General features: G+C 61.5%; 5 protein-coding genes and 1 pseudogene. 4 read left to right on the top strand and 2 right to left on the bottom strand.

Features of this window, described 5'->3' with window-relative positions:
- Nucleotides 1–798 (bottom strand): MFS transporter (locus tag DBR24_RS26050; protein WP_256591845.1); only part of this gene is annotated, 798 nt, incomplete at its 3' end.
- Nucleotides 799–970: 172 nt separating this feature from the next.
- Between DBR24_RS26050 and DBR24_RS26045 the strand changes: the two genes are divergently transcribed.
- From DBR24_RS26045 to DBR24_RS26030, 4 genes are all read left to right on the top strand, one after another.
- Nucleotides 971–2,092: a sugar diacid recognition domain-containing protein gene (locus tag DBR24_RS26045; RefSeq protein ID WP_123468418.1), complete on the top strand. Its 1,122-nt coding sequence runs from the start codon at nucleotides 971–973 to the stop codon at nucleotides 2,090–2,092.
- 245 nt (nucleotides 2,093–2,337) lie between these two features.
- Complete coding sequence (locus DBR24_RS26040; protein ID WP_128616145.1) at nucleotides 2,338–3,489, top strand: glycerate kinase; 1,152 nt, start codon at nucleotides 2,338–2,340, stop codon at nucleotides 3,487–3,489.
- A 345-nt stretch (nucleotides 3,490–3,834) separates the two neighbouring features.
- Nucleotides 3,835–5,460 (top strand): methyl-accepting chemotaxis protein, encoded by a 1,626-nt coding sequence (locus DBR24_RS26035; protein WP_128616144.1) that lies wholly within the window; start codon nucleotides 3,835–3,837, stop codon nucleotides 5,458–5,460.
- Between the two features lie 41 nt (nucleotides 5,461–5,501).
- Nucleotides 5,502–6,689 (top strand): pyridoxal phosphate-dependent aminotransferase, encoded by a 1,188-nt coding sequence (locus DBR24_RS26030; protein ID WP_123468424.1) that lies wholly within the window; start codon nucleotides 5,502–5,504, stop codon nucleotides 6,687–6,689.
- 117 nt (nucleotides 6,690–6,806) lie between these two features.
- Here DBR24_RS26030 and DBR24_RS26025 read toward each other — a convergent pair.
- A pseudogene (locus tag DBR24_RS26025) lies at nucleotides 6,807–6,999 on the bottom strand (bifunctional glyoxylate/hydroxypyruvate reductase B); the annotation flags it as partial.

Raw genomic sequence — 6,999 nt, 5'->3', positions numbered from 1 at the left:
ACTCTGGATGCAGAAATAGATCAGGCCGAAGGCCCAGATCGCCGGGTTCTTGAACACCGCGATCAACGAATCGGAGGTGGTTTTCGGTTTGTTCGCGAGGTCTTCGGCCTGATCGGCCTCCAACACTGCACGCTCGTGCGGGCTCAGCCATTTGGCGTTGGCGAAGCTGTCGCTCAACAGGAAATAGGCGAGGGCGCCGAGGATCACCGTCGGGATGCCTTGCAGCAGGAACATCCACTGCCAGCCGGCCAGACCACCCTGGCCCGCCGCGAAGTGATTGAGAATCCAGCCAGAGAACGGGCTGCCGAGCAGGCCGGACACTGGAATTGCCGACATGAACAGCGCCATGATCCGCCCCCGGCGGAAGGTCGGGAACCACTGCGAGAGGTACAGCACGACGCCTGGGAAGAACCCGGCTTCGGCCGCACCGGTGAACAGGCGCAGGGTGTAAAACTCGGTCGGCGTGGTGACGAACAGCAGGCAGGTCGACAACGTGCCCCAGGTAATCATCATCAAGGCAATCCAGCGCCGCGGACCGAATCGGGTCAGGGCGAGGTTGCTTGGCACGCCGCACAGCACGTAGCCGATGAAGAAAATCCCGGCACCGAGGCCGTAGACGGTTTCACTGAATTTCAGGGCGTCGAGCATCTGCAGTTTGGCAAATCCAACGTTGACCCGGTCGAGGTAGTTGAACAGGTAGCAGATGAAGATGAAGGGGATCAAACGCAGGGTGATGCGTTTGTAGACGGCGTTTTTATCGTCTGCGATGGTCTGGGTAGCTGCGGCGCTGTGCGACATAGCGGCTCTCTCTTTATTATGATTTTTGGCGATGCAAAGGGTAACGTTGATCGCCCTGAGAGTCTCGGCCACCGGTGGCCGGATTGTCTTTGTGCCTGAGCACAGGGTTTGCCGCCAGACCCTGTGCGGGTGAACAACCTGTCCGTGCCTGTTTTCAAGGATTCCAGCGCTTATGTTCGAACTCGATCACGACCTCGCCCAAGACATCGTCGACCGTGCCATGGCCATTTTGCCCTACAACGTCAATGTCATGGACAGCCAGGGCTTGATCCTCGGCAGTGGCGAGCCGGAGCGGATCAACACCCGTCACGAAGGTGCGCAATTGGTGCTGGCCAACGGTCGGGTGGTGGAGATTGACGCGCAGACCGCCGTGCATTTGAAAGGCGTGCAGCCGGGCATCAATTTGCCGCTGTTGCTCGATCAGCGCTTGATCGGCGTGCTCGGCATCACCGGCGAGCCGGAGCAATTGCGTACCTACGCCGAACTGGTGCGCATGACCGCGGAAATGCTCGTTGGCCAGCGCAATCAACAGGCCGAACAGCAATGGCGCCGTCAGCGTTGCGATGACTTGCTGGCGCTGTTGCTCAGCGAGGCGGGTGATTCGCCACGCCTGATCGACGAGGCGCAGCAACTCGGTCTCAAACCGCAATTGACCCGGGTGCCGTATCTGTTCGAATTGGGGCTGGAGCACGGCCCGGGGCAGACCGTCGAGGCCCTGAGTGCCTGGCTGACCTCACGTTATCCCGATAGCTGGTGCGTGAGTTCGGCAAAGTCGTCGCTGTTGTGGTGTCGACCGGCGAGCCACAACGTTGAATCTGACCGCTTGCTGGAAAAGCTCGACGGCCTGGGCTGGAATATTTTGCGCATCGCCGTGGGCGGGCAGGCGGATGGGCTGGTCGGGTTGCGCCGTTGCTATCGGCGGGTCGGCGATCTTCTGGCGTATGGCCGAGAGGTGCTGCCGCACTCGCGTTTGCTGACGCTCAATCGTTATCGGCTGCCGGTGATGCTGTGGCGGCATCGCAATGACGATGCGCTGGATGAATTGCTCAAGCCGTTGCGCAAGGTCATCGCCAAGGACGGCAACGGCCAGTTGTTGGCGACGTTGCGCAGTTGGTGCGAGCACGACGGGCAGAGCCAGGCGTGTGCGGATGCGCTGGGGATTCATCGCAACAGTTTGCGTTACCGGATGGAGCGGATTGCCGAGTTGAGTGGGGTTGATCCGTTAAGGCTGGACGGGATGCTGGCGTTGTATCTCGGCGTGCAACTCCTGCCCCAGACTGATCCTGCGGCATGAGTTGTTCTTGCTGCCGCCATCGCTGGCAAGCCAGCTCCCACAGTCTCTGCGGTGGTTACAAAATTCATGGTCACTGAAGTTCCCTGTGGGAGCTGGCTTGCCAGCGATAGGGTCGGAACATTCAGCCTCGATTCCAGGGCCTTTGTGAAAATGAACAATAAACGCCCACAGCGCTTGTGCAGCGGACAGGCGTCAATGCGCGGGCTGACTGGCAGCATGAGGAGCATTGGAACTGGAGAATTCGCATGAAGATCGTCATCGCCCCCGATTCGTTCAAGGACAGCCTGAGTGCCCAGGGCGTCGCCGAGGCCATTGCTTTGGGCCTGGCGCAAGTCTGGCCACAAGCCACGCTGGTCAAATGCCCGATGGCCGATGGCGGTGAAGGCACGGTCGATTCGATTCTCGCCGCGTGCGAAGGCGAACGGCGCCGCAGCCGCGTGCGTGGCCCGCTGGGCGTGCCGGTGGACGCGGCGTGGGGCTGGTTGCCGCACAATCACACCGCGATCATCGAGATGGCCGAGGCCAGCGGTTTGCAATTGGTGCCGCCGGGGCAACGTGACGCCTGCATCAGCAGCACCTTCGGCACTGGTGAGTTGATCCGTGCGGCGCTGGATGCTGGCGCGCAACGAGTGATTCTGGCGATTGGCGGCAGCGCGACCAACGACGGCGGCGCCGGCGCGATGCAGGCGCTGGGCGTGAAACTGCTGGATGCGCAAGGCCAGTCGCTGGTGCCGGGCGGTCTGGCACTGGCGCAATTGGCGCGTCTGGAACTGAGCGACCTGGACCCGCGTCTGGCCCACGTGCGCTTCGACATCGCCGCAGACGTCAACAATCCACTCTGCGGTCCGCACGGTGCTTCCGCCATTTTCGGCCCGCAAAAAGGTGCGTCGCCCGCCCAAGTGCAGCAACTGGATCAGGCGCTGGGCCATTTTGCCGAACACTGTGCACACGCCTTGGGCAAAGACGTGCGTGATGAACCGGGCAGTGGTGCAGCCGGGGGGCTGGGATTTGCTGCCAAGGCGTTTTTGGGCGCGCAATTTCGAGCCGGCGTGGAAGTGGTCGCCGAACTGGTGGGCCTCGCCGAAGCGGTGAAAGGCGCGGATCTGGTGATCACCGGCGAAGGCCGTTTCGATGCCCAGACCCTGCGCGGCAAAACCCCGTTTGGCGTGGCGCGGATTGCCAAACAGCAGCAGGTTCCTGTGATCGTCATTGCCGGCACTCTTGGCGAGGGCTATCAGGAACTCTACGGCCACGGCATTGATGCCGCATTCGCCGTTACCAGCGGGCCGATGCCCCTTGAGCAGGCCTGCGCCGAAGCGCCGCGATTGCTGCGTGAACGTGCGGCCGACATCGCCCGTGTCTGGCAGATGGCCAAGAATCAGCCTGATCAGCATTGATTAACCTGTGGCGAGGGAGTTTGCTCGCGCCGGGCTGCGAAGCAGCTCCAACCCTCTTGGTGTCAATCCTTCGGATCCACCGTGTTCGATGGTTCCAAGACTGCTGCACAGACGAGCCTGAGCAAGTTCTCTCACCACCGATTTTGCTTAAATGTTTACGGTGTTTCATCGCTGTAACACCTTGAAAAATATTTCCGTTTTACACGAAACCTTCCTAAAGCCTGGCCGATACAGAGATCAGGCGCACACAGATTCCCTCGAACCGTGACGCCAGACCGGTCCCGCTCCAAGGACTGGTGATGACGGCAAGGACGCTCGCAGCTACCTCTATCCGAGAGTCCAACCATGTCTTTGCGTAATCTGAAAATCGCGCCCCGTGCCTTCCTCGGTTTTGCCTTTATAGCCTTGCTGGTGATTGTCCTTGGCGTGTTCGCCGTCAATCGTATGTCGACCATCCGTCAAGCCTCAGTCGACATGGAGACCAATCAACTGCCCAGCGTCAAGTACCTTGGCATAGTGACGGAAAACGTGTTGCGCCTGCGGATTCTGTCGTTCCGGATTCTGGTCAACCGCGAGCCGGCCGGCTTGCAAGAGGCGCAGACGCGGATTGGCGTGTTGGTGGACAAGGTACGCAGTGCTCAGGCCAGCTACGCGGCATTGCCTGCGGAAGCCGAGGAGCGTGCCTTGTATCAGACGTTCGCGACGACGCTCGACAATTACCTGCAAGCACAAAACCAGATGATGGACCTGTCGCGTCAGGACAAGGTTGAAGAAATGCGCACCCTGATCAACACCCGGATCAAGGACGGCACTGACCAGATGGGCGAGCAGCTCAATAAACTCATCGAGATCAATGCGGCGGGTGCCAAAGTCGCCTCCACTCAGGCTGGTGAGCATTACGACAGCGCCATTACCGGCATCATCATTGTCGCGGTGATTGCTGCGTTGGCGACGGTATTGCTGGCATTGCTGCTGACGCGCAGCATCGTCACGCCGTTGAACCGGGCGGTGCTGGTGGCGCAAACCATTGCCGATGGCAATCTGAGCAAAGCCATCGAAGTCGACGGCAAGGACGAAGCCACGCAACTGCTGCAGGCCCTGGCCACGATGCAGACCAACCTGCGCAAGACCATCGAACAGATTGCCGGCTCCGCCACCCAACTGGGCGCCGCAGCCGAAGAGCTCAGCGCGGTCACCGAAGAAGCCTCCCGTGGCCTGCAACAGCAGAACAACGAAATCGAACAGGCCGCCACTGCCGTCAACGAGATGACCGCCGCCGTGGAAGAGGTTGCACGTAACGCCGTCTCAACCTCCGAGGCCTCGAACCAGTCGACCCAGGCCGCCCGTGAAGGCCGCGATCAAGTGGTGAAAACCGTCGACGCGATTCAGACCATGACCCACGACGTGCAGAGCACCGCGCAAATGATCGAAGGCCTGGCGGCGCAGGGTCGGGACATCGGCAAAGTGCTCGACGTGATCCGCGCCATCGCCGAACAGACCAACCTGCTGGCGCTCAACGCAGCCATCGAAGCGGCGCGTGCCGGTGAGGCGGGTCGTGGTTTTGCGGTGGTGGCTGACGAAGTGCGCGCACTGGCCCATCGCACCGCGCAATCGACTCAGGAAATCGAAAAAATGGTCGCCGGCATCCAGAACGGCACCGGTGAAGCGGTTTCGTCGATGCAGCAGAGCAACCAGCGCACCCAGACCACCCTGGAAATGGCCCGCGCCGCCGGCGTCGCCCTTGAGCAGATCACCCAGTCGATTCATCAGATCAACGAGCGCAACCTGGTGATCGCCAGCGCCTCCGAAGAACAGGCGCAAGTGTCCCGCGAAGTTGACCGGAATCTGGTCAATATCCGCGATCTGGCTACGCAATCGGCTGCCGGGGCCAACCAGACCAGCGCCGCCACCCATGAGCTGTCGCGACTGGCGGTGGATTTGAACGCCATGGTGGCGCGTTTTGTGATTTGAGATAGGGTGAAGGCTGGAGATTGCGCAAACAGGAGACGTGCATGCGCTATTCAGCCTTGACTCAACGAATCGCCGGGGAGGGCGCAGCGGCCTGGCAGATTCACGACCGAGCGCTGGAGTTGCGCGCTGAGGGCGTCGATGTCCTGCTGCTGAGTGTGGGCGATCCGGATTTCGATACACCGCTGCCGATCGTCCACGGTGCCATCGACAGTCTGCTGGCCGGCGATACGCATTATGCGGAAGTGCGCGGCCGCTTGGCCTTGCGCAAACTGATTGCCCGGCGGCATCAGCGACGCTGCGGTCAGGCGGTCGATGCCGACCACGTGATCGTGCTGCCGGGGGCGCAATGCGCGGTGTATTCAGTGGCGCAATGCCTGCTGGATCCGGGGGACGAGGTGATTGTCGCCGAGCCGATGTACGTCACCTACGAAGGCGTGTTCGGCGCCTGCGGGGCGACCGTGGTGCCGGTGCCGGTGCGTCCGGAAAACGGCTTTCGCGTTGACCCCGCCGATGTCGCTGCACGCATCACCGGCAAGACCCGGGCGATGCTGCTCAACAGTCCCAACAACCCCTGCGGCGCGAGCCTGTCACTGCTGATCTGGCAGGAACTGGCGGCGCTGTGCATTCGTCATGACTTATGGCTGATCAGCGATGAGGTCTACAGCGATTTGCTCTACGAAGGCGAGCACATCAGCCCGGCGAGTCTGCCGGGCATGGCGGAGCGCACGGCGACCATCAACAGCCTGTCGAAATCCCACGCCATGACCGGCTGGCGGATCGGTTGGTCGATCGGGCCAAAAGCGTTGGCCGAACACTTGGTGAATCTGTCGTTGAGCATGCTGTTCGGTTTGCCGGAATTCGTGCAGAAAGCCGCGCAGGTTGCGCTGGAAACGGACCTGCCGGAAGTGGCGCAGATGCGCGAGGAGTATCGCTTGCGCCGGGATCTGGTCTGCGAGCGGCTGCAGGGCTGCCCGGGTTTGCAACCGATCCGCCCGGATGGCGGCATGTTCGTGATGGTCGATGTGCGCCAGACCGGGTTAGGCGCTCAAGCGTTTGCCGAGCGCTTGCTGGAAAATTACGGCGTGTCGGTGCTGGCTGGTGAGGCGTTTGGGCCCAGTGCAGCGGGGCATATTCGCATCGGGCTGGTGGTGGATCGGGTCAAACTGGCGGACGCCTGCTCGCGGATTACACTGTGTGCGGCGCAGCTGTTACAGGCGCGCAGTGCCTGATGGTTTTGTGTTGCCTGTACCGGCCTCTTCGCGAGCAAGCTCGCTCCCACAGGGGAATGCGTTTCAAATGTGGGAGCGAGCTTGCTCGCGAAGGCGGCATGACAGCCACCGATTAATTCAGCCCTGCCAAGCCGATGGATTCACCAGATTCGCAGGTTTTTCCCCAGCCAGCGCCGCCAACAGATTCTCCACCGCACAGCGCGCCATCGCTTCGCGCGTCTCATGCGTTGCCGAGCCCATGTGCGGCGTCGCCACCACATTATTCAGTTGCAACAACGGCGAGTCATGCTGCAACGGCTCACGCTCGAAC

Origin of the sequence: Pseudomonas sp. HMWF006 (genome assembly GCF_003061205.1) — a bacterium.
Taxonomy (GTDB): Bacteria; Pseudomonadota; Gammaproteobacteria; order Pseudomonadales; family Pseudomonadaceae; genus Aquipseudomonas; species Aquipseudomonas monsensis.
This window is presented reverse-complemented; position numbering and strand designations above follow the sequence as displayed.

Coding starts and splice junctions, on each gene's coding strand:
- DBR24_RS26035 (WP_128616144.1), top strand. CDS start 3,835: ATGTCTTTGCGTAATCTGAAAATCGCGCCCCGTGCCTTCCTCGGTTTT.
- DBR24_RS26040 (WP_128616145.1), top strand. CDS start 2,338: ATGAAGATCGTCATCGCCCCCGATTCGTTCAAGGACAGCCTGAGTGCC.
- DBR24_RS26045 (WP_123468418.1), top strand. CDS start 971: ATGTTCGAACTCGATCACGACCTCGCCCAAGACATCGTCGACCGTGCC.
- DBR24_RS26030 (WP_123468424.1), top strand. CDS start 5,502: ATGCGCTATTCAGCCTTGACTCAACGAATCGCCGGGGAGGGCGCAGCG.